A 26,405-nucleotide genomic window follows, 5' to 3' on the forward strand; every position below is an offset into this window, starting at 1 on the left:
CTATTCCGGATTATTTAATTAAAGGGTCAAAAGGCGAACTTTTTGATTTATTGACAGTGGCTGCAGGTGCAGTTTTAGGTTTTACTGCGGTGGCCTTTGCTGGACTTACTACTCGTTTATTTGACGTTTTAGAAGCACTCACTTTATTACGCGTTGCGTACTGTTTTTTATAACTTCTTTTTTCATTATCAGTAGAACTGCTTTCCGAGTTGTTAGTTTTGAAACTCGATGGATCAGGAGCCGGCATTGCAGTATGAATATTTTCAACTAACTGCTTTGCAGGAGGATATGTTATATCGTTCGTTAAATATCGCATTTCCTGATTACGCATTTGTTGTAATGAATTATTTGCAATGCTCACACCAGATAAAAATAAGACATCTGTGATTAATGAACCGCGTATATTTTGACTTTGCAATTGACTTGCTAAATTCAATGCTTTAACTGGTTGATTGGTTTGATAAAACCGCATAGCAGCTTTAGCTAATAAATCATTTTTTTGAGTTGTATTATCACTATCACAAACTTGTTTAAAAATATTCAATAGCTCAGGGTCATTTTGGCCTTCTGCTAGAGGGTTCTTCTTAATACAACTTTTTTTAAGTTTTACAGGCTCTAGTTCTGCTGCTTGAGCATATGATAGACCGATAATGTTTCCAGTCAAAAAAAGTATCAAAATACTTCGTTTCAACACAACTTTCATTCCTCTGTTTTCTTATTTATTCAAGGCTTTACCGAAAAGTTAATATTTTTAGAATATTAAAAAATCAGTATAAAAACCTTATATTCAAAAAAATTTAGTCGCAGTTTAACATATAAATAAACATATTTTATATAAAAAACATATTAACTTAAACTAAAATTCAATAGTTAAGATGCCTATAAAATATAGCTTAATAAAGTTTTTCTTATCAAAAAATAATATTGTTTATTTTTGTAAATAAAAATAAGTTATTGATTTTTATTAATTAAACAAAAATTTAAAACTAAGAAAAAATTATCATAAATATCACTTAGTTAAGATTTATGAAACATTTACTTAAAAAGATTTTATTCCAGCTAAAAGACAACTAGATTAAATGACTGTAAAAAATACATTTCAAATTTATGTGACTAAAAGCTCACTATAAATAAAATCAAATTGTCAAGACTAATCTGTCTATTTAGTATATTTTTTCAGTTTTAATTTACTTGGCAACTAGCTGAAAGAGAAGCTCCTATATACATTGAATACTCTTATTACAAATTTGAGTAACATTTGTATAGATCATGCCCAGCTAAAGTTTTTAATCTATATAGATTCTTAAGAGTCTCATCAATCAAAGGAAATTTACACGAATGTATTTCTTTTAAAAGAAAGCATTAACATCATGTTTCTTTATAGCAAATTCGATTTTCTTTAAAAGCATATATTTGATATATACAACCTAATGATTTTCAAAAAATGATGAAACAAAATATAGCTATTATCTTATTTTCAAGCATTGCTTTAAGTGCTTGTGCAACATCTACTGAATCAAATCAAAAACAAACAAAGCCCTCACCTGAACTGGAGCAAAAAATTCAAAAGTTGGTTGAGAAAACTAATAAGAATATGATTTTTGTCGAAGGCGGTAGCTATCTCATGGGTGATTTTGGGCTAGTAACTCCTGAATTAGAAAAAACTGTACCTGATAGCATGGCGGTAAAAAATCCTAAAGGTAATACTGAAAAACCTAGTAACCAACCATTTTCCCCAGGCGGTGATAATAAAACACTTCATAAAGTTTCCCTTAGCAGTTTTAATATGAGTGCTTATAAGACTACCTAAGAAGACTTTAATATTTTTACAAAAGCAACTGGACAAATTGAGAGTACATATAATAAACGATATAGTGCAAGCATTGCTTACGAAATAGCAACTGGTATGGCGTGGCAACAAGCCAAAGATTATTGCCAATGGCTTGGACAACAAGTGGGCACACCCATGGACTTACCCCCTGAGGTGCAATGGGAATACGTAGCCCGAAATAAAGGACAATATACTTTATTCGCAACAGATACAGGTAAAGTAGAACTAAAGAAAAATCTATGGAAATTAGATCAATATGATAACCACAGGCATTCACATGACTTACAAACAGTCGCGAATATTCCAGTTATAGGTCAAACACCACCAAATCCTTTAGGTTTTTTACGATCTTGTTACCAATAATTATGAATGGATGAATGTTTGGTACGATAAAGATTATTATAAACACTCACCTAGTAATAACCCAATAGGACCCAAAATAGGTACTGAAAAGGTTTTACGAGGTACTGTAGCAATGGGAGCCGATAACTTAATGATGGCTGATGGTTTTAATATAGCTAGAAGTAAAGCTTTACCTATTCCAAATGATGAAAATAAGTCAAAATACCGCTTATATTCCGTTCGTTGTGTTGCCAATATCCAGCAACCGATTAAATAACTTTAAGCCATATATGAACCATCAGAGTTTTGTTGATAATTTGTTTCTGCACTATCGATTCTTTACTAAGAGCTAAAAACTGTTTTCTCCTAAATATATTACACAGTATGTTTATTTTCACCCACTCTAAAAACAAGATTTTAAAGTACATTCAGCGATACAAAGTTAATTTTTTAATAATTTATTATAATGACTCAGTTAAAAAAGCATGTTCATATTGATACTAACATGCCTTAAAAATTCTTATACTAATCTCAATTAGAGCTTAGATTTCCAATAATTAGCTTTCTCAGGATTATATTTAGGGTTTCTATCATTTGAATATATATCAACCAACAATTGTATGGCAGCTTTATTCTGCGCATTAGCTGCTTTTTCTGCATACTCAATTGATTTTGAAAAATTCTGCTCTATACCATTACCATCAAAATACTTAAGAGCAAGATTATATTGCCCTAATACAGAACCATTATTAGCTGCTTTTTCAAACCATTTTTTAGCAAGCACTGGGTCTTTTGTAACCCCATCTCCATTTTCATAAGCTAAACCGATATTGTTTTGCGACTCAACATCCCCCTGATTTGCTGCCTTTAATACCCACTCAAAAGCCTTTTTGTGGTCTTTAGTTACACCTTCACCGTTGTATAAAAGACCCGCAACTATTACCTGTGATTGTAATAAACCCAATTCTGCAGATTGACTAAAATACTTAAAAGCTTTCGCTTTATCTTCTGTCATACCTAACCCTTTATAATATGAAACGCCTAAATTATGTATAGCTGAAGGATTACCTTTCTTAGCTCCCTGTTCAAACCACTTTAATGCTTTTAAATTATCTTTTTTATTAAATCATTACCATTCCGATAAATTAATCCTAATTGCAACATGGCATTTGAGGAGCCTAGTTGTGCAGATTTCTCAAATAGTTCCAGTGCTTTCTTTTGATCAAGTTTTTCACCTTCGCCTGTGGCATACATAGATGCTAATACAAAAATAGCCTCAACGTCATTTGCTTTTGCAGCCTCTTCTAGTTCATGTTTAGACTTATATTCAGACACATCTTTATAATCTTTAGTCAAAGCTCCCTAAGTGTGTTCTTCTTTCTGCTGACTGCATGCAGATGTGACTAATATTAAGGTAATGACAAACAATCTAAGCTTCATTAAACAACCTTTCACTTCAAAAATTTTTCTTATCAAAATAATCTTCTGGATAAGGGTCTTTACCTTTTAAGTTTTTTCTATAATCCATAACACTGATGTTGATTCCATCATTAATTAAATAATCATTATAGAAATCCTGCTCTTTAGGATTTTCAAAACCTAATTTTTCAAATATTTGTTCAGACAAATTACCAAAATTCTCGTATGATTTCCGATAAGCAAAATAATTAATAAAACCCTTTTTTACTGATCGCCCCATTTCATAAATCATTTATAATAAACCAGACTTCGGGTCGAGGATTGCATAAACTTGGTAGCGTCCATCCACAGGGCTATCATTAATTACAGCTATCAATTCATCATTTTCTTCAAAACGCACTGTGGTAAATTGCCCTACTAATGGATACTCATCTATTTCACCAATAAAAGTTATACCATCCTTAGCCTTACCGGCCATTACCAATATAGGTGCGCTGGTAAGCAGCGAACTACTTTCCGCGAGTACACCTGTAAAAGCAGTTCCAGCCGCAATTCCACCAATACTCTGATTTACGGGAATTTTAGACTTAGCTTTTTCTAAAGAATGTATTGGACCTTTAACTAACTTAAGATTTAATTTAAGTCCCACTACTTATTCGCTTGTTGTATTCTTACTAAAATAATCTTCTGGGTATGGATCTAGGCCTTTTAAATTTTTTCGATACTTCATTACACTAATCTGAACACCATCATCAGTTAAAAAATCATTATAGAAATCCTGTTCTTTAGGATTTTCAAAACCCAATTTTTCAAATATTTGCTCTGATAACATTCCAAAATTTTCATAACTTTTACGATAACCAAAGTAATTCACAAAAGCCATCATTCCTATGCACATGAGTAAGCTTACAAAGATCCAAGATAATAAAGAGAAAAAAGAATTCCAAGAGTAATTGAAATCAAAAATATAGAAAAGCAAGAACATTATTGACACCCCACCTCCACAAATAATAGTAAAATAATAGGTTTGCATAATAATAGCTTTATAGCCTTTTTTTACCGATCGCCCCATTTGATAAATCATATACAATAGACCTGATTTGGGATCGACTATTGCATAAACTTGGTAGCGTCCATCCACGGGACTATTATTAATTACAGCTATCAATTCGTCATTTTCTTTAAAACGAACCGTCGTAAATTGTCCTAATAAAGAATGTTTCTCTATTTCCCCCGTAAAGGTGATGCCATCTTTAGCTTTACCTGCTATTACTAGTATAGGAGCACTGGTCAGCAACGAACTACTTTCAGCTAGCACACCTGCAAAAGCAGTCCCAGCTGCAATTCCATCAATATTCTGATTTACGGGAATTTTAGACTTTGCTTTTTCTAAAGAATGTATCGGACCTTTAACCAACTTAAGATTTAATTTTAAATTTTCCATTTAGACACTCACCACAGCATTATTAAACTCTTTTTCTTCTTCTTTAACATCTTTAAAAGCATCTTCACCATTTTCCTTTTTTAGCTTGAATGCACATTTTTGACACCAATCTTGCATGGCATTATCTAAGACATAATTCTTTAAATAAATCTCTAAGGCGACAAGTGCTATCCCCAATACACTTAGGGTTGCAGCAGCTTCTATCGCCCTAATACCTAATAATGCACGGCCAATTACATATTTTTCAACATTATAATACAGTGATGTGTTTTTCATGAGTGGAAGATTCAAGAAAGCACTAATTCCTACAACTAAAGTCGCAAAAGAGTTAATTGTTTTGGCAGTATTCAGTGCTCTTGCATATGGATTACTTTCATTCCACGACTTATAGGCACTTTTCCCATCAATTATTAAAGAAAATATAGCACCCGCGATCGCGAAATATGCCCCACACTTAGCAATATACGCGGCACGCTCTGCAAAAGAAAACTTTTCCATTGAGCTACTGCCCACTTCTAAAATAGCAGCTGTTGTTGCCATCATGCCTGACATATATGACAAAGTATTATCTACGGATGGATCAATATTAAACTTAGAAATCTGTGTTCCTAAGTTAATCAGTTCAAATATTGCAACCACACCAGATACACGCAAACCTGCACTTGGTGAACTATTTGCAATAATCCGATCAATTTGTTTGGCTGCTTTACTTGGGTTGGTTGCGGATGAAGAATACTTTTTCCAGTTGTTCTGCACCATTTCAGGTGTCAACTTAATCCGACCCGTTAAAGTTTGAACTGGAATAAGATAATATAGAGAGTTTTTTGCAACATGCTCAACCAATGCCCCACTATGAGCAAAAGTATAAAACGTTAAGCGTCCAAGTTTTTTTGCAAATTCTGAACTTGGCGTATATTTCATACTCCACTTCACTGCAGTTTGGGTCAGTTCAGACATCCAGTAAAACGTTTTTAATAGGCTAAATTTTTGCCCATGTAACATATAACCGTTATTGGTTTTATCTGCTGCCCATTCTTGCCAAGCTTTATCTGCCGCAACAAATGCTGCAATCGCAGTTTTAGCTGCATTTTGTCCATCATCCCAAGAAATATCGATAATACTTGGTGCCGCTGCATTATATTTATTTTTTAAACTTTCTTGGTTATAACAAATTGCCCTCATATAAATATTTTCTTTGGCAATTTTTTCTACGCCTAACCAAGTTTCAAGTAATGCTTGTCCACTTGGCACTCCACTCATACCATTAATCATATCCATTGCATGAACATAAAAAATATTTCCAAATGGAACTTGCACTTGATCATCATAAGCATGAAGGGCATTGATTACAGCCTTAGACAATAACCATTTAATATGATCATCTCCTATAGCTCTTGCTCCAGCTAAACATTCTTGAATTAAAGCGTTAATTTTTTTATCAAAATTTGATTTAGCCACCATATCCAAATTTGGCTTATATTTTCTAACCCAAATCTGTTCTCCTTCTCCTCTACTTAATTTCCCCATATCTTCAGTATAAATACCTTTATTTGCTCTTTGTTTCTCTTGAGCCTCCTTTAATAGTCTCTCTTGTTCTGCTTTTGACTTTCTTTTATATATTTTTTCTAGCTCATAATTAATATCATCAGCATCTGTTAAGTTTTTTGGTAACTCATTCCATAGCCCCATTAATACTATACTTTTAGTTGCCTGTGCACTAAATTGGCTGCGTTCATTTAACAATTTATTTTCTAAACAGATTTTAATACTATCAATACATTGAGAACTATGTAAACGGTGCTCGTTTGTAAAATCCCCATCTTTTTTTGCTAAAAAATCCATTACTTTTTTAAATTCTGAATTACGCAATGTATTTAATTTTCTTGTAATTCCTACAGGATCATATAATGCCATACAGGCAAGTGATTTAGGCTCATCTTTGAATTTATTTAATGTCGCATCGATACGGTTTTTACCAAAACTGTTTAGATTATAAACCGTAGTTTTAAATTGGCTTACAGCAATACAATGTTCTTGCGCACTTCCACCATTAATTAAAATTTTCTGCCACTTTCCTTCTGTTACAAACTTATCGGCATTTTTTTCATATTCAGATATTTTGGCCTTACTCATAGGCACATGCGTATGAATAATATATGCAATCTTCGCCTCATCTTTAGGGTTACTTTCTACAGCTATCACAGATGAATTAAAACTATGACCTGCTCCTTTACATGCGAACTCTGGAACACTTTTAGGTGCTTCTTTACCCACAGGAAAATAAGACAAATGTCCATTTGGAGTAACTTTATATCCAGCCCACTCCAAAGCTCCAGATGTTCTTTTTACTAAGCGATAGATATAACCAGTATTAATCATCTCAACTGCATATTTGAGATGGCTTAACTGAATATCTTTGACATTTTTACCCAAGGTTGGAGGCAAAGCAGGTGGATTATCTTTAACAACGGTGTATCGTAAAGGTAAAATATTGAAGCCTTTTTTACGACAAAAATTTGAACACTCTTTCTGGGCCTGCCCCGCACTACTATTTTGCATGTTTGCAGCAGTTGACTGTTTCGCTGATTTTGCAATTTCACTTTCTTCAATCTTCTTATTAATATTTTTAGCAACTGTTGGGTTGCGCATATCGCCCACTGCTTTGGTTTTTCCCATAACAGGAATTTGACTCTGCTTCTGTTTTTGCTGAGCAATAGCCTCATTAAATAAATTATTTGATTTTGACTTGCCCAATATCATTTTTTGATTTTCTGACATCTTTTTATCCATTCAATTCTTTAGCTATCTGCTCATATAAGTCTTTCGTTACATAATCCATAGCGTCCGTAAAAGACATTTTATTCATTACACAATGGTCGTAGAGCACATTGGTTATCATGGGATGCTGTATAAAATTTTTATGTATAATTTGGCTGTAAAGACCATATGTAACTAAATCTAAATGATTTTGAATACCAAAATCGTAGTAAGCCTCTTTAAGATTTTGATGGATTTCAACTGGATGAATTTTTATTAGATCAACTTGTTCAAATTCACTTAATTGTTGAAATACATTATTAGCAATTTCAATTAAATCCAATTCTATAGATTGCTCAAGGTTCACTTTTTTTAGATTCAAGATTGATCGCGATTCATCGTAAGATTTAAAGCTAAATAGACCCTTTGGATGCAAAAAATGCCATTCTTTAAAGCCATTTAATAAGCCGCCTACATATTCTGTTTTAAAAATCTCATCCAAGTAGATCATGACTCTAGGGTCATACCAACGGAAAAGAATTTTTTTACCTTGATCAGAAATCACTAATTTAGCTTTTATTTGATCTCGCAATTCCTCAAGTGAGCGTGTCATCGCCACGCCAAACCCATGAACAAAATAGCAATCATTCGTAATATTTTTATTTCTCGATAGATTTTGCAATAAGTCCTCTTTAACCTGCTCAAATACTTTTTTACCATCAATACAAATAAAAAAGAGATTTGACTTTGCAATTCCTTTCTTATGCGCTAAAGGGATATATGCAATATTTTTGTTTGATAGATTATCTATTACACCGTTAAAAATAGAATCATTCAGTGTAGTATCTAATAAAAAAATAATCTGGCCATATTCATTCAGAATTTGGATGCACTGTTCTTCAATTTTAGAAGTAATATCTTTTAAATCTTCATATTGGGTTGTATTAAAAACCGACAAACTCATGATAAATCTACCTTAGCCGAACCATTTTGAGCAGCTTGAGTTTGCTTAGCCGAACAGTCTGGTAAATCTAAAGCAGGTGGATTTATTGATGACCCTCCCATAAACAAGTGCTGCCCAGCTTTCACCTCAAGCTTACCGCCCGTAACAGGGAAAATACCTGAACCGTTCAGCTTAACTTGAGATCCGTTTGCTGTCAGATTAATCTCAGTTGGGCTAGTAATATAAACTGTGTCTTCGGTTGAAGTAATCTGTACACCTTTTCGAGCAATGACATCTAAGCCATCACCTTGAGCTTGAATTTCTACTTTGCCCTTCCCAGCAAAAAGTCGAGCACCCTCCTGAGCAGCAAAGAGACTAATCTTTTGGCTCGCATGATTCACTATATTCTTTTGCGTACTCATATTAATGCTATCTCCAGCACTTTGAGTGAGCTGACCATTTGCACTGAGGTGTATATCTTCATTACTACTTACAGCAATACTTTTTGGTGATGCCAGCAGCATCACTGCTGATTGAAACTCAGCAGCCTTTTTAGGATCTTCTTGTTTGAGAACTTCTAAGAAAGTCTGAATATTCTCAAGCATATCTAACGGGTCAGTTTGCTGATTTTTAGCAACTTCACTGAGTGCCTTGGCATTGTTGAGGCCGCCTTCGATTTGTTGCTTGGCCTCACTTGCATCAAGGTGTACACCTTGAGCTTGATCCTGTTTGTGGGTACTAATGAGTAAGCCGCTACCAGCTCGAACCGCTCCCCACTGGTCAGTTCTGAGTTCAAAACCTTCCCCACGACCATCGCTTTCCGCCTTGTCTTTTGGATAGCTTAAGTTACCCAAGTTTAGCTGGCTTGCGGCATGGCTACTTTGTAGCTGGGCACTGATTTGGCCTGTGGTGTCATCAAAACGGAGCTGGTTAAAGCCTTTGCCATCGACTTCCTCAGAGCGGATACCGCTGAGTTTTTTAGTGTCAGGTAGCTGACCTTTCTGGTCAAACTGGGTCGGGTGGCGCTCGGCTTCATGAATACGCCCCACCACAAACGGGCGGTCAATGTTCCCGTCAAAGAAATCGATGACAACAATTTCACCAACACGTGGCAAGAAACGTGCGCCATAACCTGCACCCGCCCATGGGGTCAGCACATCGACCCAAGCGGAGTCAGTGTTATTGTCGTTACTTCCTGCTCCACCATCATGGCTGTGGTCATCAGCCCGGGTAAACAGGAAACGGACTTTAATGCGTCCCCACTGGTCGACATGAATGCTTTCACCCTCTAAACCCACCACTCTAGCGCGCTGTGGGTGAGCGGCTGGTCGGTGCTCTAGCGGATTATATTCAGGCACAGCTTTGATGTTACGACGAACGACATTCAGCTCAGCAAAGTGGCGCTGCTCAGGGTTTTGACTGTCGAGTTGGGCTGCCTTGAGTTTGCCTTGTGGTAATAAGCGCTCAAGTTGCTGTTGTAATTCTTTCGGTAAATTATTCTGGTTATAGTAGTGTTTGCTTAAGATTAAGAACTCTTTATCAGCACTGTCATGTTGGTCAAGTTCTGGGTGGTCATTGAGTTCAAACCAGTAACCTACCTGTGCATCACGGACATTCCCTGCAACGGTAAACTGTTTAGAACTCAGGTGATGGTAAGCATTGATGTGCTGGTTAAGCTGTTCAACCTGGCTATTGCCTGAAGCGGTGGCTTGATCTTCCCCGTTTAAATCCTGCATCCACGCTGGGCTAACATGCCATGCATCTTCAAGGTTCAGGCTTGCATTGTCATAGTGTTCGCTGTGCTTTTGGGTGCCTTGTACGCTGCCGCTACCTTCTTCTTGTTGCAAAGCATCGGCTTGCCAGCGTTGCACATGAACCGAGGTTGGTTGTAAACGACGCTCAGCTTTGACTTGGGTAATGGTATCGAACTGTTCTGTCGCACTGCTGCGTTGATAGCGGATGCTACGGCGTTCAAGTGCCTGATAATTTTGGTTATCGTCAATTAAACGTAAGACTTGTGGCTGGATAGAAGCATTCGGGTCAGCGACAAAAAGCTGTGACTCATCGACCAGCCAGTTAATGCCTTCACTACGCCACAAACGGGTTAAAAAGTCATAATCGCTTTCGTTTGACTGCATCACAAATGGACGCACATCGTAGTCTTTGCTTAAACCAGATGTATCGAGCGTTATGCTTGAGGCAAATAACGGACTTTTGCCTTGCCATTCCTTAAATAGAATTTCACTAATATCGCGCACGCTTTTATTCATAAACACGCGGCTATTACGGCGCTTATGCCAGAGTGCAGTTGGGTCTTTTAAAGTTAAATTATAAATAGTGAGTGAGCCGTCGCTTTGCCCTTGGCTGGCTTCGGTAATAATACCTGTCGTTCTAAAAAACTGGCCTGTATCGGTGACCTGATCGACGGCAACCTGACAGCCAATAAACTGTTTTAATGCAATATGGGCGTTCGTCGACAGACACAATAACTCAGCAACGCTGCCCTGATTAAGCGTATGTTCGCCTTCAATACGTTGTAAGAAGACTTGATTGTTTAATGATGCGTTGGAAAATTGCACATGAAGAACGTGATTCTGTGCGACCAATCCTAAACTATCTAAAATTTGAAATATTTTATGGGACATCATTATTATAAAAACTGAGTAATAATCATCGATATTTTATAAAAAACAGACAGAATTGTCTAATTTATATAAATTAGCTTATCTTCCCCTAACTTACATACTTTTTAGTTTATCTAAAATAAAGGTAAAATTTTAAAGGAGAAAACCCATGTCTAATCAAATGGATCAAGCCATTCAAAGTATCATTGACCTACATGTTTTAATAGAAAATGTATTTACAGGAAAAAATGCAGAGCAAAGTCTGGGACCGCTTTTAGATAGCTTTGATCAAAATTTTAAGATGGTTACGGTTCAAGGTCAGAGTATTGGCTTAGCCGAAGTTAAAAACTTATTTAGTCAAAATATTGGAAAGAAGCCTTCTTTAAAAATCGACATTATTAAGAGTACAGCTTTATACGAATTTGAAAATTATTGTTGGGTGCAATATCAGGAACATCAGCAAACTGATGAAACCGAGACAGTGCGTACCTCTACGGCCTGCATTAAAGTAGAAGACGAAAAATGTTATTGGGTTTATTTGCATGAAACTTTAGTTCCCTCATCTTCTTAACTCATCTAGAGCACCTTAAAGATGGCACCTATTTTGCTTAACAATATTACGTTTTATGAAAATCGTAATACTGATCAAAACGGGGAGCTCTCGATATGGGTTATGTTGCAAAGGAATTTACGCAAAAGAACAAGCTGATTCTCAGTATTTGTTCTTTCGTGATTCCAATATGTCTTTGGTGCGCAATCAGTTACTTACCTTTTGTTTGGCATCCTCAAGTACAAATCACAAGTTCAGGCAGTGTTCCTTACTTACAAGTAGGAAGTCGCGTTGATAAAAATGTGTTCTATCTCGAAGCACAAAATGCAGTCAATCGAGATTCTGCACCACCACAAGGTATTTTAGTCAATCCAATTTATTTACCCGCTCCCCATGAAGTCGCTAAGGCTTTGGTCACCGCATTTACCACACCACCTGAACAACCTGATTCGCCATGGTTTCATCAAAGTTTATGGCACAGTATTAAACTGGTATTTTCAGCTTTTTTTATCTCTTCCTTAATTGGGATTCCACTGGGTATTTTGTGTGGTTTTTCTAAGCGGATATCCCTTTTAACAGAACCGTTTGTCGAGTTTTTCCGTTACTTACCCGCACCTGCATTTGGTGCGCTTGCAGTGGCAATTTTAGGGATTAATGACGCACCTAAAATTGCCATTATTGTGATCGGCACTCTTTTTCAGCAAATTCTGATTATTGCCAATACCACTCGAATGGTTGATCGAAGCTTAATTGAAGCTGGCTATACGCTTGGCACCAATAAGCTCAAAAGTTTATTTCATGTGGTGATTCCTGCTGCCTTACCTGATATTTACCGTGATTTACGTGTGCTATTGGGCTGGGCTTGGACATATTTAATTGTTTCAGAGTTGATTGGTACGACCTCGGGTATTACATGGTTTATCACCCAACAGGCACGCTATCAAAACTTTGACAACGTCTATGCGGCCATTTTGATTATTGGGGTGATTGGGCTGGTCTGTGATTGGGTATTAATGAAGTTAGGTGAGCGGATGTTCACTTGGAAAGTAGGAGCAAAATAATGAACGATTCAACATTTAACGCACATGAATACTTTCAAAAAATTTATGAACGTCCTGTGATTTTAGAAGCTAAACAACTGAGCCAAGTTTTTAAACATGGTCAAACTGAACGTACTGTTTTAAATAAGCTCGATTTAAAAATTCATAAAAGAGAATTTATTTGTGTGATTGGCCCTTCTGGCTGCGGTAAATCGACACTAAGCCGTGTTATTGCAGGTTTAGACCCATACCATAGCGGAGAAGTTTTAGTAGACGGCGAATGCATTACAGGCCCATGTCCTGAACGCGGCATGGTGTTTCAGGGCTATACCCTTTTTCCGTGGAAAACTGTAAAAGAAAACGTAATGTTTGGTCCGCAAATGCGCGGCGCCAGTCAAATGACAGCCGAAGCTCAAGCACGCGAATGGATCAATATTATTGGTTTAGAAAAATATGAAAATCAGTATCCACACCAACTTTCTGGTGGCATGAAACAGCGCGTTGCGATTGCTAGAGCTTTAGTTAATCAACCTAAAATTTTACTTATGGATGAACCTTTTGGTGCGCTCGACCCACATACTCGCCAAAAAATGCAAAAGCACCTGATGGATTTATGGCAAAACATTGATATCACCATTATTTTTGTGACCCATGACATGGATGAAGCCATTTTGCTGGCAGACCGAATTGTGGCACTCAAAGCCAACCCGGGTGAAATTAAGGAAATTATTGAAGTTAATTTGCCGCGTCCACGCTCACTCGAATTAATGAGCACACCTGAGTTTAAACAGCTCCGTTCACGAGTTGATTATCTGGTACATGCTGAAGAAGATGAGCTTGACCCAGCTTTACAAGACTTACCCAAAATACCGCGTATGACTCAGGTCAGTACAGAAAAATAAGAAACACATAAAAAAGCCCAAGTTCAACTTGGGCTTTTTGCTTTATGGAGCTTATTTGAGTTGTTCGATGAGTGATGGATAAATCAGCCCATCTACATTTTGTTCAGTTTTATAAATACCGTTTTCAAGGTTAAATTTATTGACGTGATAGCTAGAACCATAAATGGAGTCAAAGCCTTGAGATTTAGCAAATACTTTTTTATTGGCATTGATATCTAATAGATGCGTACCGCTGACCATCAACTCATATTGCTTTGGATCAACCCCTGAACGGTTTGCCATAATTTTAACCGCATCGGCATGAGTTGCAGGGTCATTAATATATTTAACTGTTTTGTCCCACACCTGAATAACTTTTTTCCATTCCTCTTGATGAGCTGTTAAATGACTCATGTTGACTGTTAAGGTGTCGTAAATTAAACCCGGCTTGTCTTTAGAGGTATAAATAATTTTAGAGCCTGCCACTGCTTTTAATGCCTGACCAGCAACAGGTTGCCAAACAGCAATCGCGGAAATATCTGGGCTATTAAACACTTGAGGTAATTGGTTCGTCGCTGAATTTACCAGCTTTACCTCATTCGCTTTAATGTTATGATCGGACAAAGCTGTTGCCAATAAAAGATGGTCAACCAAGCCTTTTTCGACACCGATTGATTTTCCCTTTAAGTCTTGAATGGTGTTAATACCCTCTTTTGCAATGATGACATCATTGCCCGCAGAATAATCCGTTGCCATGATCATCATGCCTTGCGTACCGCCAGAAGCAGTTACCAAGTTATCGCCATTGGTGACCAACACAGCATCGAGCTGATTTGCCGAAAAGGCCGAAAGAGAAGCCGAATAATCAAACCACTTAAACTCTACATTTAGCCCTGCTTCTTTTAACCAGCCTTTTTCAATAGCCACTTGCCAAGCCACCCAGCCCGGCCAATCGCTATAGCCAATGGTAATTGGTTTTGTATTTGTAGATGCCTGAGCGTCTTGTTTAGCCTCGGGCACTTTAGCGGTATTGTCACACCCACCCAATACAACTGCCGATAAAATAGATACGGATAACAACGCTTTTTTAATCATATAGAAACTTCCCCAACATTTTTACTAACAACACTTTGAGCGGTTTGATTTGAGTGACTGTATGTAAGCTCGCCAACCTCCAAAATGGCTAATATCGATTGCATCTTGAATGGCATAAGCCTCGCAAATAAAGCCTTTGACCCATGTTCCATCTTTTAGTTTCAGGTTCCCTATACCAAGTGGTGCTGGAACTTCGGCCACAATGGCGCCAAAATTTGCTAAAGGAACCTCCCACACTTCGACTTCAATTGATGTCCCTGCTGCATCACATTGCAGGCCAGGTTTTGGTGGCGTGGTATTTTTTAAGGCAAAGAGTTTATAAGTCTCTGCGGTCTGGGTTTTCTTAAGCAAAGTGGCATTACGGCTAGTGAGCTGAAAATTAAGGGGCATGCCTGTTAAGTGCGCTCCCACCACCGCAAGCTGCACTGAATGGTTCGAGTGAATGTTTATACTTTTTTGATAATGTTGAGCTGATTTACCTAAACTCAGTGATGTTCCGGCTTGCCAAAGCTGCGCAAAATTGGCGAGTGCCTGATCGTGCCAAGCTGGTGCAATAAAAGTTACGCCGCTTGGTAGGCCGTCTTCACGGAGTACATTTGGTAAAGCTAAAGCCGAAAGATCGGCAAAATTAACAAAGTTGGTATAGGCCCCCATGTGCGCGTTTTTAGTCAACGGGTCGGCTTCAACTTCGGCAATGGTGTAAATGGTTGGTGCTGTCGGAACCATCAAGGCATCAAAAGGCTGTAATGCCAAATTAATTTTTCGAGCCAGAACGGCACGGTTATATTCGGCTTGAAGTGCATCTGTTGCCTTGAATTTATCTGCCTGCGCAATAATTTGAGCAATAACAGGATGAGCGTTTTCACGTGTTGTCATGCGTTCAACGGCGACTGTTCTTTCTGCCACCCATGCATCGTTATACAGTGCGGCAGCAAGCTCATTAAATGCACTGAAATCAATACTCTCAACTTCGTAACCCAGTTTTTTAACACGCTCGACTGCAACTAAAAAGGCTTTTTCAGATTCAAGATCGCCATAAAACTCAAGCTGAGCTGGAATAGCTATTTTTCGTTTAGAAAACTGAGTCGGTACATTGGCTGGATGTACTCGTGAATATTCATCTGTTTCATCGTATCCCTGCATTAAATTGGTAACTGTCCACGCATCATCAACATGCAAGGCAAAAATGGAAATGACATCAATAGTCCGACATGCAGGGATTAAACCTGTGGTAGAAAACCAGCCCTTTGTTGGTTTAAGACCCACAATATTGTTATGGCCCGCAGGAACACGCCCTGACCCCGCCGTGTCAGTTCCTAAACTAAAAGGCACAATACCGTTGGCGACCACTACCGAAGAACCAGAGCTTGAACCACCACTAATATATTCGGGGTTAAAACTATTTTTTACTGCACCATAGGGCGAGCGAACGCCAACTAGTCCCGTTGCAAACTGATCGAGATTAGTTTTACCAACCACAATTGCCCCTGCTTTTTTCAGCTTGGCAACGACGGTAGCATCTTGGTTTGCTAAATATTGAATCTCTTTACAGGCAGCAGTAGTGTGAAAGCCAGCGACATCAATGTTGTCTTTAACTGCAAATGGCACACCATATAGAGGTAAGTCAGCAATACTCTGGTCTTTTAAAATATCAATTTGCGATTGAATCTGCTCGCTCGATGCAATTTCAATCCATGCATGATCATCATTTTTAATTTCTGCCACATAGCCAATCAGATCCTTAAGATGGATTTGCCCGTTTTGATATGCTGTTTTCCAGTCTTGAATAGTCCATAAATTTTTCAACACGCTACTCCTCATTTAGTCATTTTGCTGTATAGGCGGCATAACGGCATCCATCAGTTCTAGATGTCCTTTGATCACCCCTTTCAGCACAATAAATTGCTGGCTAATTTGTCTAAGCTCAGAACTCGCGCCCTGCATTAACATGACTTGCAATATCTTTTGTTGGTCGAGCTGAATATGAAGTGAACTAATCACCTGTGCTAAAAACTGTTGTTGCAAGTCAACCAATTGATTGCGCAAGGTCATTTGGCTAGCGTCATAAAGCAGCGTTAATGTGCCCACCATGACTTCATTGGCCTGTGCTTGCTCTGCAATCAGGTGTTTATTAATCATGTCGACAATGGCTTGCGAGCGACTTTCATAGTTCTGCTCGACAATTTTTTGGTCGAGCGCGTTGAGGGTCGATTCAGGTACGGTAATACTGATTCGAGCAAGCTTTTGTTTCGGCACAGTCTTATCCTTTTGTTTTAGGCGGCTGATTGTTTTGTTTGATATATACGCCTGCACGTACGCTGAGTAATTCGACTAAAAAAGCTTTTACAGTTTGCTTTGGTTGAACTACAGGTTTTACATCGTTCATATCACACCTCTAGCTTGGTATTACCAAATTCAGTTTTTGTATTACTAATAAGAGATGCAGAAAATGTGCCAGTTTTTAAGTGTGTTTTGATGGATTAAACGGGTATTTATGAGTGTTTTTTGGGCAGAAAAAAGCCCCATGCACAGGGATGGGCTAATATTTATATTTTTAAAAAGTTAATTTTTCATCTTATGACTGCTGAATCATCGTATGTGCCCATACCGATAAAGACTCTAAAACAGGCTTAAAAGACTGGCCTAATTCGGTCATTTCATAAACCACCTTAATCGGTGCTTTTTCACCATAAACGGTTCGAGAGATTAAACCACTTTGCTCTAATTGCTTGAGTTGCAGGCTTAAGGTCATTTCTGTGATGGTTGGCATTAATTGATTGATTTCATTAAAACGTTTTGGCCCATCTTTTAGATAATACAAAATAACGCCTTTCCATTTTCCACCCACCAAGTCCATAGCCATACTGATATGGCATGGATACGTTTTTCCATTTACCGTAACTTCACATTTATTTTCAGTTTTTGCCATTTTTAAACGCTACCTATCAACTTTGATAGTTATTGTACGCCCATACTATAAAAATTATAGTGACTATTATTTTTATAGTTTAAAGGCACTCTCATGGCTTTACTGATTTTAGCTCATCCCTACTACGCTCAATCAATTGCAAATAAAACGATAGTGAATGAACTTATAAAAACCTATCAGGACCTTGAAGTCCGAGATATTTTTCAGCTTTATCCGGACTATAAAATTGATGTCAGTGCTGAACAAGAAGCGTTGCTACGCCATGACACGATTATTCTGCAATATCCAATGTTCTGGTTTAATATGCCGGCAATTTTGAAGTTATGGTTTGATGAAGTTTTTACTTATCAGTTTGCTTATGGCTCTCAGGGCGATAAATTAAAAGATAAAAAAGTCATTATTAGTATGACGGTCGGGCAAAAAGAAGCTGACATGGTGAACGACCAAGAAAACTTAATCGATAGCTTTTTAAAAGCGGTTCAACATTCAATTCAATATACGCAAATGCAGTTAAGCGGCACATTTTTGCTTTATGACGTTTCGCCTTTATCAGGTAACCCAGAGTCGAAAATTAAATTAGAAGCTGTTGAACATGGCCATAAAGTATTAAAACATTTGACCGAAGCATAATAAAAAAGAGAGCATCAATATCGATGCTCTCTTTTGGTTTAAGCGACTGGTGCCAAAGTAAATAGTACTTGTCCTGTTTTTACGGTTTGCCCTTTTTCAATGGTAATGGTTTCTACTTTCATGCGTTCCGGCGCAATAATCGGAATTTCAATTTTCATTGCTTCAATTACTGCAAGGGTTGCACCTTCTTCAACAATATCTCCTGATGCACATTCAATTTTCCAGATTGAACCCGGCATGTGTGATTCGACTGCACAGCCTCCTTCAGGAATAACCACGGTTTCACCTTCATCAACAGCATCTAGGCTTTCAGAGATATATTCTTGTAAGCCCGCTTCGTGCCAACGGCGGCGCTCAGCCTCAAAGTTAGCTTGTTGCATGTCTTTAAAGGCTTGAATGCTGTCTTGATGTGTTTTTAAAAACTCGTTGTATTCTTTTAAGTTAAGCACACCATCTTCAATACGAAGTTGTAGTCGGCCCGCCTTAAAGTCTTCACGCATTTGTAGAAGTTCAGTCTCAGAAACTTCATAAAACTTAACTTGGTCAAAAAAGCGCAGTAACCACGGTTTGCCTTCTTCGAAGTTGGCATTTTTACGGTAACGGCTCCACATTTGGGTCGTGCGACCAACAAACTGGTAGCCACCCGGTCCTTCCATACCGTAGACACACATATACGCCCCGCCAATGCCGACCGCATTTTCAGGTGTCCAAGTTCGTGCCGGATTATATTTTGTGGTCACTAAACGTTGACGTGGGTCCAGTGGTGTGGCAACGGGTGCACCTAAATACACATCGCCTAAACCCATCACCAAATAGTTTGCACTATAGACAACATCTTTAACCGCTTGCTTTGAAGCTAAACCATTAATACGACGAATAAACTCGACGTTATCTGGGCACCACGGTGCATCTGGTCGAACAATTTGCGTATAACGCTCGGTGGCAAGTTGAGTTTGTGAATCTTCCCAAGCCAAAGGCAAATAGACAGTTCTTGAAGGCACCTGCATATTTTGAATATCGGGTAATTCGGCTTCTGCCTGTTGAAGTTTCTGTAAAAGTTCAAGTTGATCGAGCTGGATTGAATCAAAATGAATCTGTAGTGAACGAATACCCGGTGTTAGGTCGATAATACCCTGAATGTTTTGATCTTTAACCCATTGCATGAGTGCATGAATACGGAAACGTAAGTTTAGATCAAGTACTAACTCGCCATATTCCACCAACAAATAGCTATTTCCTGCTGGTCGATAGGTCACGCTTGGTAAACCAGCGTCACCGTCTAAAGTAGCTAAAACGGCATCTTTTAAAGTGTCAGGTTCTGCTTGAATAGCTGGGTTAAAATCGATCAGCGTTATATCAGTCGCGGTTAAACTTTGATGATATTTTTGATCGAGTACTTTTGCTTGGGCATAACTCACAGGTACAAATTTGACCTTGTCGCCTGCTTTTAGCTGCCCGATTTTCCAAAGCTCGGAATGAATGACTACCGCAGGACAAACAAAGCCGCCTAAGCTTGGACCATCTGGACCCAAAATAATTGGCATATCGCCCGTAAAATCAATTGCGCCAATCGCATAAGCATTGTCGTGAATATTGGAAGGATGTAAGCCTGCCTCACCGCCGTCTTCACGTGCCCACTCAGGTTTTGGGCCAATTAAACGAATGCCTGTGCGGCTTGAGTTATAGTGAATTTCGAACTCATTGGCAAAGAACGTATCAATATCTTGTTTGGTGAAAAAATCTGGTGCGCCATGTGGGCCATACATGACTGCAATTTCCCAGTTTTGGGTAAAGCTAGGAATTTGCGCTTGAGCTAAAGCTGTAGTCGATTGAGCGGAATATTCAGTAATTGGCAACATATCGCCAATTAATAAATTACGGCCTGCATGCCCACCAAACTGCCCTAAGGTGAAAGTCGCCTGTGACCCTAAATACTCAGGAACATCGAAACCACCTTTCACGCCTATATAACTACGGCAACCTGAACGGATAATCCCACATTTTAATACTTGGCCTTTTTTCACATTGATGGTTTGCCACATCGGCACAAGTTCGCCATCAAGTTTTGAAGGCATGTCACCGCCTGTAATGACAATTTGGCTGTCGCAGTGAAACTTTAAAGTTGGCCCTTGCAAGGTACATTCAAGCCCTGCCGTATTTGGCTCATTGGCTAAAAGCTGGTTTGCCACAGTTAAACTGAGTGGATCGATGGCACCTGATGGCGGCACACCAACATCCCAATAACCTAGTCGACCTGTTACATCCTGAATGGCGGTTTGAATGCCAGCCTGCAACACCTCAATTTTCTGAGTTTTCCATTCAAACGTATTTAAAAAACGGGTGGTTTGAGTACCTAAAGCAAACACATCGCAAGCAATAATGTTTTGCAAATATTCCAGATTGGTTTCAATCCCTGCGACTTGCGTGTTGGCAAGACTAGCACTCATTTCCTGTAAGGCTTGGTCCCGTGTTGCAGCAGTCACAATGATTTTGGCAATCATTGGGTCATAAAAAGACGACACCGTTGAACCTGTTTCAACCCATGTTTCGACTCGGGCTTGCGGGTCAAATTTAACATGTGTAAGCAGGCCCGCACTTGGTTGGAACTGTTTAATCGGGTCTTCAGCATAAAGACGAACTTGAATGGAATGTCCTGTTGGCTCTAACTGTTCAGTGGGTGCTGACCAGTCACCGCTTGCCAAAGTAACCATCCACTCAACTAAGTCGACACCAAACACTTGCTCGGTCACACCGTGCTCGACTTGCAAACGCGTGTTGACCTCTAAGAAATAAAATTCTTGGGTTTCGGTGTCCATGACAAACTCAACCGTGCCTGCCGAGCGGTAGTTCACCGACTGCATGAGTTGAATCGCAACTTTTTGGAGGTGGTCACGTTGTTGTTCATTTAAGTGTGGTGCGGGTGTTTCTTCAATGACTTTCTGATTACGGCGTTGTACCGAACAATCACGCTCACCCAAGGCTAAAACTTGCCCTTTCCCATCACCAAAAATTTGCACTTCAATATGGCGTGCATGTTGTACAAATTTTTCTAAATATAAACCTGCATCTTTAAAATTGACCTGCGCTAAATAAGATACGGTTTGGTAGGCATCTTTTAATTCAGTTTCATTCCAGACCAGACGCATACCAATACCACCACCGCCCGCGGTACTTTTCAGCATGACTGGATAGCCAATACGAGCAGCTTCGGTCAAAGTCTCGGCTTCATTAGCTAGTAATGAGCTACCCGGAAGTAAAGGCACATTGCTTTTAATAGCGAGTTCACGTGCGGTATGTTTTAAACCAAAATCCAGCATTTGGCTTGAAGTTGGCCCAATAAAGGCAATGCCTTGGCTTTCGCACAAATCACAAAACTCGGCATTTTCAGACAAAAAACCATAACCGGGATGAATGGCTTCTGCTCCCGACTGTTTAGCAACCTCAAGGATTTTTTCAATATTTAAATAACTTTGATGTGCAGGTGCAGGGCCAATCAGAAAAGCTTCATCGGCCAAAGTCACGTGTAACGAGTCACGGTCGGCCTCGGAGTAAACTGCAACTGAAGCGATCCCGAGTTTTTTAAGGGTGCGAATTACGCGACAGGCAATTGCACCGCGGTTAGCAATCAGAACTTTTTTAAACATGCTTACACCCCTTCCGCTTCACGTACAACCAGTTGAATTTTGGTTGGGTTATAGGCATTACATGGGTTATTGAGCTGCGGACAATTGGAAATTAAAACAATTAAATCCATTTCTGCCCGAACTTCGACATATTTCCCCGGCCCTGAAATTCCATCATCAAATTTAAGCTGACCGTCTGGTGTAACAGGCACATTCATAAAAAAGTTAATGTTTGGGCCAATATGACGGACATTTAAGCCATGCTTTTTTGCAATCGGGTGTTTTGCCAAGGCATACATAAAGTTGTTACGGCAACTATGCATTGGGTAGGTTTCATGTGCATAGCGAACTGTATTACTTTCACATGAGCAAGCACCGCCAATGGTGTCATGGCGCCCACAGTTATCATCATGAATAACCGCAATTGGACGACCCAAGTTACTGTAGAGCTTGGTGCCCTTTTCTAAATAGATTTGTTGGTTGATAGCCAAAGTGTCCATTGCGCTATAACGCTCAGTCGGGTTTTCTGCACTCATAAATAAAGTATCGACCGCTTGGTTTCCCTCAAGGTCAATAATTCGAAAATATTGGCTCTTTTTAACCTCGCACATCCACGCTTCGCCAGCAGGACAAACTTCATTTAAAACTGCTTTTTCAAATGATTGTAAAACTGTCATGATGCTTCTCCTGATTTAAATATTGCTAAGTGCGTAGTAGCGGGCTGTGTTTTGGAACGCACGCTGATTTTGCGAACATGCATCACGACAAATATCGCTGTCTGTTAGAGAATTGGCTTTAAATAAACTGAGTTGAATATCGGCAGGTTGATAGTTTGGGCTGGTGTCTAAACCATGCGGCGCGGCAGATAAAAATAATAGGCAGTCCATTTCAAAACGCAGTTCAATGCTTTGATTGGTGTTATCAGAACTGACATAAGACAAAGCACCGTTTTCATCTGGTGCAACTTTAGAAAATAGATTAACGGTGGCACTGAGATCTTGGCTGGCAAGTCCGTATTTACACATTTCAATGAGTAAGCTGTCTAAGCCGTTTTGGTACATATCATTGCGGGCATCTTGAAATGTACGAGTACCGAATTGCTTTTCAATTTGTTCTGGTCGGCTTGGGCCACAAAGTGCATCATTCCAACCATGATCATCACGAACAATGGAAGCCATGACACGGCCAAGGTCTGAGTACAATACGTTGGAAGCTTTTAAATAGGCAGTGTGTTGCCCTTTTAAACTGTCGGGCATGTTGAAACGTTCAAGCACATCGGCAGCATTTACACAAAACAAAGAAACATTTGCCTGAGCGCCAAGCGAAGTAAATCTAAGAATAGTTCCCTTTTGGATACGACCCGACCAGTGATGTCCTCCGGGTAAAAGTTCGGTCCAAATCGCCTGATTGTTATGATAACTTGCAGTGTTCATAGCTACTCCTGTCGGATAGTTTTAGACTTCCTCCCGGGCTTTTATCCCTCCGTGTAGTTCGCTAGGAACCGTGAACTCTCGGTCCAGACATACTGTAAGTATCGGAACCCTAGATCACTTTTGATTGTTTAAGACTATGCAAAGGACATGCCAGCTTAGTATTACGTTTTTGGTGAAAAGTAATACTCAATTTGAGCAAATTGGGTGCGCTTTAGAATGGAAAATAAAAAGCTGCACTAAAAATTGTGCATCTTGAAAATAAAAAAGCCCCTTTCAATAAGAGGCTTAAGAATGAATTATAAGATTGAGAGTTTTAAGGAAGCAGAATCACCTTACGGCAGTCCTCTTCTCTTTCATTAAAAATGCGGTATCCTTCTGCGGCATCTTCTAATTTCATTCGGTGGGTAATAATCGTTTCAGGTGTTAATTCACCACGCTCAATCAATTCTAAGAGTTGCGGTAAATATTGATGCACATGAGTTTGACCCATTTTAAAAGTTAAGCCTTTATCAAAAGCATCACCAAATAAAAAACCATGAATCGGGCCTGCATAGACACCTGGTACGCTGACCACTCCACCACGGCGAACCGCGGCTATACATTGACGAAGCGCTGCGCCACTTGAACCTTCAAGTTTTAAATTGGTCAGGACTGTTTCAATGACACTGCCTTTTGCCTCGAAACCAATCGCATCAATCACCGCGTCGACGCCACGATAATTGTCAGTATTTTGAATAATAAATTCGGCTGCATCGACTTCATCAAAATTAACCGGAATAGCGTCATAGGTTGCCGCCGCATAGTTCAATCGATATTCATTGTGATCGACCATAAATATTTTTTCAGCGCCAAGCATCTTGGCACAAGCAGCACTTAATAGCCCGACTGGACCAGCACCATAAATTGCAACGGTTGAGCCACGTTTCACTTGGGCATTGGTCACGGCCTGCCAAGCCGTAGGCAAAATATCGGTCAAGAAAAGCACTTTTTCATCTGACAGTGAGCCGGGTACTTTAAAAGGTCCTTTATTAGCTTTTGGCACGCGAACATATTCTGCTTGCCCGCCCGGTACACCGCCATATAAATGACTATAGCCAAATAAAGCTGCACCCGGTGGAATCTGTTTTTTATTGATAATCGCGCCGCGCCCTGTATTGGTGGTCTCACACGCAGCGGTTAAGTCGAGTTGGCAAAAGAAACATTCACCACAGGCAATCACAAATGGCACAATCACACGGTCGCCCTTTTTGACTGCGGTGACGGCTGGACCGACCTCTTCAACAATGCCCATAAACTCATGACCAAAGATATCGCCATGTTCAGTCTTTGGGATTTTGCCTCGATATAAATGTAAGTCGGAGCCACATATTGCTGTGGCAGTCACACGTAAAATAATGTCATCTGGTTCTTGAATAATTGGGTCTGCAACCGTTTCTACTCGGACATCTTCTGCACCGTGGTAAGTTAAAGCGCGCATATTGTTATTCCTCTATTTTCTATCATGTCCTTTGATTATGAGGAGGGTTTCTTTACGGTTTGCAACGATTGTTATTTTTCACGTAAGGCATATTGCTTAAATGCAAATGAGTTAAGGCTCCACTTCTAACAAAAAACGTGCAATATAGAGATGAAATCACGCCGACAAACTAGAATTCCACCCTAGTGAAAAGCATGCTAATATCCAAATTCTGACAATTACTCATGTCAAATTTACTTTAGAGGGAACAAGATGTTAAAAACTCAAAAAATCAACATCGTACAAGAATTTGATGCACCCGTAGATAAGGTCTTTGCCGCCTTAAGTGAACACGAAAATCTAAGCAAACTTTTTGCCCCTGCTAAAGTCACTCGCATTAGTAATGGTAAGGATGCACGTAACGGCGTTGGCTCTGCACGCAAGATGTCTATTCCGTTTACACCTTCATTTGTTGAAACAAATTTAGTCTACAAAGAAAATGAACTGATCGAGTACGCAATTACAAGCGGCATTAGCCCAATTAAGGCACACCGTGGTGTGATGCAATTTACAGACTTGGGAAATAACCGAACTCGTTTAAATTACACCATTAGCTTTAAAGGTCGCGTTCCTTTTATTGGTCCTATCATTAAAGCGGCTTTACAAAATGGTGTGAGTCGTGGCCTTAAAAAACTTAAGTTTTAATAGTCCCATACCCACTAAAAAAGCCCAGTGATGGGCTTTTTATTTTAGTGTTTCTAGACTTAATACTCAGACAGTTTTCTTAAAAAATAATCTAATAATTTATCCCGTTCATCTACGCTATTGGCACTTAACAACTGAACCATTGCCCCATCAATTGCAAATAGAAACATGTGAGCATCTTCCATTAAAGCTGTGGGTTTGACGGTTAAAAGTAGGCCATGTATTTGGGTCACTAACCAGTTTCTATAATCAACCACCACTTTATAGGCAGTGGGATAAAACTTTTCAATTTCAAAAATAGCCTTAAAAGGCAAACGGTACAGCCCTTCGAGGTTGGCATGGAGATAAAATATTTTTCTCAGCTTATCAAACACCATAAGTTCACGATAAGAATGAATAATAGAAAATACTTCTTCTTTTAACCCATCTTTTTGAAAGGTTAAGCACATTTCAATGAGCCTTTCTTTTGAATGAAAATGGTTATAAAACGTGGCTTTGGTCACCTTAGATTCGGCAATAATTCGGTCGACACCAACCTTGTGAAATCCATATTGGTTAAATAAATCTTTTGCTGTGTGAAGCACTCTGAGTGTTCTAAATGAAGCTTCTAAATTTGGCATAGTTATACCGTTTAAAATAATTTTTTGTTGTATATAAAAGAGATAGTCATGCCGTCACTCTTAAATTGAGTGCTAAATACAGG

The 26,405-nt window shown here is 38.9% G+C and carries 19 protein-coding genes, 4 pseudogenes and 1 riboswitch; of the genes and pseudogenes, 6 read left to right on the forward strand and 17 right to left on the reverse strand.

What is annotated here, in order from left to right; genetic code table 11:
- Nucleotides 1-10 precede the first annotated feature (10 nt).
- Entirely contained in the window at nt 11-703 is a 693-nt protein-coding gene (locus R5R67_RS09245; RefSeq protein ID WP_000869710.1) for a hypothetical protein, read from the reverse strand.
- Nucleotides 704-1,444: 741 nt separating this feature from the next.
- On the opposite strand from R5R67_RS09245, the pseudogene R5R67_RS19725 reads away from it, so the two are divergent.
- Nucleotides 1,445-2,349: pseudogene (locus R5R67_RS19725) on the forward strand (formylglycine-generating enzyme family protein); the annotation flags it as partial.
- A gap of 359 nt (nt 2,350-2,708) precedes the next feature.
- Here the strand turns inward: R5R67_RS19725 and R5R67_RS09265 are convergent.
- The 6 genes and pseudogenes from R5R67_RS09265 to R5R67_RS09290 all read right to left on the reverse strand — a co-directional run bounded on the left by R5R67_RS09265 (nt 2,709) and on the right by R5R67_RS09290 (nt 11,384).
- A pseudogene (locus R5R67_RS09265) lies at nt 2,709-3,613 on the reverse strand (tetratricopeptide repeat protein).
- A gap of 16 nt (nt 3,614-3,629) precedes the next feature.
- A pseudogene (locus R5R67_RS09270) lies at nt 3,630-4,241 on the reverse strand (putative type VI secretion system effector).
- Between the two features lie 3 nt (nt 4,242-4,244).
- Nucleotides 4,245-5,036, reverse strand: a complete 792-nt coding sequence (locus tag R5R67_RS09275) for a putative type VI secretion system effector (RefSeq protein WP_000429307.1) — start codon at nt 5,034-5,036, stop codon at nt 4,245-4,247.
- Nucleotides 5,037-7,814, reverse strand: coding sequence for a T6SS effector BTH_I2691 family protein (locus R5R67_RS09280; RefSeq protein ID WP_002040930.1), 2,778 nt, complete (start codon nt 7,812-7,814; stop codon nt 5,037-5,039).
- Between the two features lie 4 nt (nt 7,815-7,818).
- The gene (locus tag R5R67_RS09285; protein WP_000059481.1) at nt 7,819-8,757 is read right to left on the reverse strand and encodes a hypothetical protein; all 939 of its coding nucleotides are present in this window, start codon (nt 8,755-8,757) and stop codon (nt 7,819-7,821) included.
- Nucleotides 8,754-11,384, reverse strand: coding sequence for a type VI secretion system Vgr family protein (locus R5R67_RS09290; protein WP_009520447.1), 2,631 nt, complete (start codon nt 11,382-11,384; stop codon nt 8,754-8,756). Before R5R67_RS09290 ends, R5R67_RS09285 begins: the two co-directional genes overlap by 4 nt.
- Nucleotides 11,385-11,529: 145 nt before the next feature.
- Here R5R67_RS09290 and R5R67_RS09295 point away from each other — a divergent pair, with 145 nt between their 5' ends.
- The 3 genes from R5R67_RS09295 to R5R67_RS09305 all read left to right on the forward strand — a co-directional run bounded on the left by R5R67_RS09295 (nt 11,530) and on the right by R5R67_RS09305 (nt 13,852).
- The gene (locus R5R67_RS09295; RefSeq protein ID WP_000070789.1) at nt 11,530-11,931 is read left to right on the forward strand and encodes a hypothetical protein; all 402 of its coding nucleotides are present in this window, start codon (nt 11,530-11,532) and stop codon (nt 11,929-11,931) included.
- 95 nt (nt 11,932-12,026) lie between these two features.
- The gene (locus tag R5R67_RS09300) at nt 12,027-12,971 is read left to right on the forward strand and encodes an ABC transporter permease (RefSeq protein WP_000542522.1); all 945 of its coding nucleotides are present in this window, start codon (nt 12,027-12,029) and stop codon (nt 12,969-12,971) included.
- A complete protein-coding gene (locus R5R67_RS09305; RefSeq protein WP_001000095.1) occupies nt 12,971-13,852 on the forward strand; it encodes an ABC transporter ATP-binding protein in 882 nt (293 codons plus the stop codon). The genes R5R67_RS09300 and R5R67_RS09305 overlap by 1 nt, the downstream gene beginning before the upstream one ends.
- A gap of 51 nt (nt 13,853-13,903) precedes the next feature.
- Here the strand turns inward: R5R67_RS09305 and R5R67_RS09310 are convergent, their stop codons facing one another.
- The 5 genes and pseudogenes from R5R67_RS09310 to R5R67_RS09330 all read right to left on the reverse strand — a co-directional run bounded on the left by R5R67_RS09310 (nt 13,904) and on the right by R5R67_RS09330 (nt 17,855).
- Nucleotides 13,904-14,926, reverse strand: coding sequence for an ABC transporter substrate-binding protein (locus tag R5R67_RS09310; protein WP_000591250.1), 1,023 nt, complete (start codon nt 14,924-14,926; stop codon nt 13,904-13,906).
- Nucleotides 14,923-16,735, reverse strand: a pseudogene (gene atzF, locus R5R67_RS09315) (allophanate hydrolase). Before atzF ends, R5R67_RS09310 begins: the two are co-directional and overlap by 4 nt.
- A 12-nt stretch (nt 16,736-16,747) precedes the next feature.
- Nucleotides 16,748-17,182 carry a CopG family ribbon-helix-helix protein gene (locus R5R67_RS09320; protein ID WP_001125930.1) on the reverse strand — a complete coding sequence of 145 codons (435 nt, stop codon included), beginning with the start codon at nt 17,180-17,182 and terminating at the stop codon, nt 16,748-16,750.
- Between the two features lie 4 nt (nt 17,183-17,186).
- Nucleotides 17,187-17,312, reverse strand: coding sequence for a hypothetical protein (locus R5R67_RS09325; RefSeq protein WP_001000632.1), 126 nt, complete (start codon nt 17,310-17,312; stop codon nt 17,187-17,189).
- A gap of 189 nt (nt 17,313-17,501) precedes the next feature.
- Complete coding sequence (locus R5R67_RS09330) at nt 17,502-17,855, reverse strand: winged helix-turn-helix transcriptional regulator (RefSeq protein WP_001140305.1); 354 nt, start codon at nt 17,853-17,855, stop codon at nt 17,502-17,504.
- A 93-nt stretch (nt 17,856-17,948) separates the two neighbouring features.
- Between R5R67_RS09330 and R5R67_RS09335 the strand changes: the two genes are divergently transcribed.
- Complete coding sequence (locus tag R5R67_RS09335; RefSeq protein WP_001196268.1) at nt 17,949-18,485, forward strand: NAD(P)H-dependent oxidoreductase; 537 nt, start codon at nt 17,949-17,951, stop codon at nt 18,483-18,485.
- Between the two features lie 38 nt (nt 18,486-18,523).
- Here R5R67_RS09335 and uca read toward each other — a convergent pair whose 3' ends face one another.
- The 4 genes from uca to R5R67_RS09355 form a co-directional block, all read right to left on the reverse strand.
- Nucleotides 18,524-22,129 (reverse strand): urea carboxylase, encoded by a 3,606-nt coding sequence (gene uca, locus R5R67_RS09340; RefSeq protein WP_000475270.1) that lies wholly within the window; start codon nt 22,127-22,129, stop codon nt 18,524-18,526.
- A 2-nt stretch (nt 22,130-22,131) separates the two neighbouring features.
- Complete coding sequence (locus R5R67_RS09345; RefSeq protein WP_318754812.1) at nt 22,132-22,785, reverse strand: urea amidolyase associated protein UAAP2; 654 nt, start codon at nt 22,783-22,785, stop codon at nt 22,132-22,134.
- Between the two features lie 15 nt (nt 22,786-22,800).
- Nucleotides 22,801-23,541: an urea amidolyase associated protein UAAP1 gene (locus R5R67_RS09350; protein WP_001090542.1), complete on the reverse strand. Its 741-nt coding sequence runs from the start codon at nt 23,539-23,541 to the stop codon at nt 22,801-22,803.
- 28 nt (nt 23,542-23,569) lie between these two features.
- Nucleotides 23,570-23,665: riboswitch (guanidine-I (ykkC/yxkD leader) on the reverse strand.
- A 189-nt stretch (nt 23,666-23,854) separates the two neighbouring features.
- Entirely contained in the window at nt 23,855-25,018 is a 1,164-nt protein-coding gene (locus R5R67_RS09355; RefSeq protein WP_001202397.1) for a zinc-dependent alcohol dehydrogenase, read from the reverse strand.
- Between the two features lie 252 nt (nt 25,019-25,270).
- On the opposite strand from R5R67_RS09355, the gene R5R67_RS09360 reads away from it, so the two are divergent.
- On the forward strand, nt 25,271-25,702 hold the full coding sequence (locus R5R67_RS09360) for an SRPBCC family protein (protein ID WP_000921226.1): 432 nt from the start codon (nt 25,271-25,273) through the stop codon (nt 25,700-25,702).
- Between the two features lie 59 nt (nt 25,703-25,761).
- On the opposite strand, the gene R5R67_RS09365 is transcribed toward R5R67_RS09360, so the two are convergent.
- Nucleotides 25,762-26,322, reverse strand: coding sequence for a TetR/AcrR family transcriptional regulator (locus R5R67_RS09365; protein ID WP_001133125.1), 561 nt, complete (start codon nt 26,320-26,322; stop codon nt 25,762-25,764).
- Nucleotides 26,323-26,405: the final 83 nt, after the last annotated feature.

Source organism: Acinetobacter sp. OYA S30, from assembly GCF_033599315.1.
In the GTDB taxonomy this organism is placed as follows: Bacteria; Pseudomonadota; Gammaproteobacteria; order Pseudomonadales; family Moraxellaceae; genus Acinetobacter; species Acinetobacter baumannii.

Coding starts and splice junctions, on each gene's coding strand:
- R5R67_RS09245 (WP_000869710.1), bottom strand. CDS start 703: ATGAAAGTTGTGTTGAAACGAAGTATTTTGATACTTTTTTTGACTGGA.
- R5R67_RS09275 (WP_000429307.1), bottom strand. CDS start 5,036: ATGGAAAATTTAAAATTAAATCTTAAGTTGGTTAAAGGTCCGATACAT.
- R5R67_RS09280 (WP_002040930.1), bottom strand. CDS start 7,814: ATGTCAGAAAATCAAAAAATGATATTGGGCAAGTCAAAATCAAATAAT.
- R5R67_RS09285 (WP_000059481.1), bottom strand. CDS start 8,757: ATGAGTTTGTCGGTTTTTAATACAACCCAATATGAAGATTTAAAAGAT.
- R5R67_RS09290 (WP_009520447.1), bottom strand. CDS start 11,384: ATGATGTCCCATAAAATATTTCAAATTTTAGATAGTTTAGGATTGGTC.
- R5R67_RS09295 (WP_000070789.1), top strand. CDS start 11,530: ATGTCTAATCAAATGGATCAAGCCATTCAAAGTATCATTGACCTACAT.
- R5R67_RS09300 (WP_000542522.1), top strand. CDS start 12,027: ATGGGTTATGTTGCAAAGGAATTTACGCAAAAGAACAAGCTGATTCTC.
- R5R67_RS09305 (WP_001000095.1), top strand. CDS start 12,971: ATGAACGATTCAACATTTAACGCACATGAATACTTTCAAAAAATTTAT.
- R5R67_RS09310 (WP_000591250.1), bottom strand. CDS start 14,926: ATGATTAAAAAAGCGTTGTTATCCGTATCTATTTTATCGGCAGTTGTA.
- R5R67_RS09325 (WP_001000632.1), bottom strand. CDS start 17,312: ATGAACGATGTAAAACCTGTAGTTCAACCAAAGCAAACTGTAAAAGCT.
- R5R67_RS09330 (WP_001140305.1), bottom strand. CDS start 17,855: ATGGCAAAAACTGAAAATAAATGTGAAGTTACGGTAAATGGAAAAACG.
- R5R67_RS09335 (WP_001196268.1), top strand. CDS start 17,949: ATGGCTTTACTGATTTTAGCTCATCCCTACTACGCTCAATCAATTGCA.
- uca (WP_000475270.1), bottom strand. CDS start 22,129: ATGTTTAAAAAAGTTCTGATTGCTAACCGCGGTGCAATTGCCTGTCGC.
- R5R67_RS09345 (WP_318754812.1), bottom strand. CDS start 22,785: ATGACAGTTTTACAATCATTTGAAAAAGCAGTTTTAAATGAAGTTTGT.
- R5R67_RS09350 (WP_001090542.1), bottom strand. CDS start 23,541: ATGAACACTGCAAGTTATCATAACAATCAGGCGATTTGGACCGAACTT.
- R5R67_RS09355 (WP_001202397.1), bottom strand. CDS start 25,018: ATGCGCGCTTTAACTTACCACGGTGCAGAAGATGTCCGAGTAGAAACG.
- R5R67_RS09360 (WP_000921226.1), top strand. CDS start 25,271: ATGTTAAAAACTCAAAAAATCAACATCGTACAAGAATTTGATGCACCC.
- R5R67_RS09365 (WP_001133125.1), bottom strand. CDS start 26,322: ATGCCAAATTTAGAAGCTTCATTTAGAACACTCAGAGTGCTTCACACA.